Origin of the sequence: Bradyrhizobium jicamae, from assembly GCF_001440395.1 — a bacterium.
Taxonomy (GTDB): domain Bacteria; phylum Pseudomonadota; class Alphaproteobacteria; order Rhizobiales; family Xanthobacteraceae; genus Bradyrhizobium; species Bradyrhizobium jicamae.
On record NZ_LLXZ01000036.1, the window covers coordinates 1 to 1,685 of the forward strand.

Sequence of the window (1,685 nt, forward strand, 5' to 3'; positions counted from 1 at the left end):
GGCTCCGGCCGGCCGATTCGCCCCCCGCGGCGGCCGCCCCGGGGCATCCCCGGGGATCGCGCCCGGCCCCTACCAGGCGGCGAGCCCCCAGCTCGCGACCAGCCCGATCATGCGGGGACAGCGCAGCGCGATGTCCCGCCGCGAGGCACTGATCCTGCAATCCCTCATTAACCACCCCTGGCTGTTGCACGATCATCTGGAGGAGGTTGCCGCCCTGGAACTGGCCCATCCCGAGGCCAACAAGCTCCGCGCCGGTATTATTGCGGCCTTCGCCAACGACCATCATCATTCTCCTGACGTCGAAGAGCAGGCCGAGAAAATGCGGGCCGATCTCGAGGCGCGTGGATTAAGCGAGGTTCTTCAACGGGTTGAGCGCGCGATCACGACCGGTGCGGTGTGGGCCGCGCGGCCCGGCGCGGCCCGTGAGGATGTTTTGGCGACCTGGCAGCAACTGGTTGTCTTGCATCAGAAAACACATGCCCTACTTAGGGAAAAGAAGGATGCCGAATTGGCGTTGGCTGAGGAGACCAGCGAGGCCAATCTGGCATGGCTGAAGGATGTCAGCGCCCGGCTGGACTCCCTCGACGGCACCGAGGCCCTGATCGAGGGGTTTGGGGAGCTTTCGGGCCGGTTCCGTAAAAGCGTTTGACGTTTAAAAAATGATGCGGACGGCCTTGGGCTGGCCCGCGAAAAGACTCGCCAAATCCATGATTTGGCGGCAAAAACAGGGTTAAGCGAAGCTTAAGGGCCTTCGGGCTACGAAAGACAGAAACCGACGAATTGGAATTCGGGGTGGCGACGGTCTGCGCCGCCCTTTGCGCGTCGTAACCATGGTGCGGAAAAGCGGGTGCCGCTTTCCTCTCGTCATGCGAAGGCGAATGAACAGAACGAGGTGACGATCGCACGACGTCACTTCGGACGAATGAGTGAACAACTTGCGGGCCGGTGCGAGCACGCCCGCATGAAGCGCGTTTCGGGAGCTTGATGAATGGCCACCAAGGCAAAGACGCTGCAGGTTAAGGACAAGGAAAAAGACGACAAGGCAGCGGACGCCCCTGAGAAGGACAGCCCCGACGCACCGTCGCCGTTGCTCGACCTCTCGGATGCCGCCGTCAAGAAGATGATCAAGCAGGCCAAGAAGCGCGGCTTCGTGACCTTCGATCAGCTCAACGAAGTCTTGCCCTCCGATACCACCTCGCCCGAGCAGATCGAAGACATCATGTCGATGCTGTCTGACATGGGCATCAACGTCTCGGAGGCCGAGGAAGCCGACGAGGAGGCCGAGAAGGAAGAGGCCGACGACGACACCGACAACGAGCTTGTCGAGGTCACGGCGAAGGCCGTCACCGAGGTCAAGAAGTCCGAGCCCGGCGAGCGCACCGACGATCCCGTTCGCATGTATCTGCGCGAGATGGGCACGGTGGAATTGCTGTCGCGCGAAGGCGAAATCGCGATTGCCAAGCGCATCGAGGCCGGCCGCGAGGCGATGATCGCGGGCCTCTGCGAAAGCCCGCTGACCTTCCAGGCCATCATCATCTGGCGCGATGAGCTCAACGAAGGAAAGATCTTTCTTCGCGACATCATCGATCTCGAAGCCACCTATGCCGGCCCCGACGCCAAGAACAACATGAACCCGGCGATGATCGCCGCCCCCGCCGAGGGCGCTGCGACCAATGGCGAGGCTG

1 protein-coding gene and 1 pseudogene are annotated in these 1,685 nt (G+C 62.4%); both read left to right on the forward strand.

Annotated features, from left to right (window positions below):
• Positions 1 to 649 (forward strand): annotated as a pseudogene (locus tag CQ12_RS06000) (DNA primase); the annotation flags it as partial.
• Between the two features lie 339 nt (positions 650 to 988).
• Positions 989 to 1,685, forward strand: a 697-nt coding sequence (locus CQ12_RS06005) for an RNA polymerase sigma factor region1.1 domain-containing protein (protein ID WP_283807353.1), incomplete at its 3' end; no start/stop codon positions are given.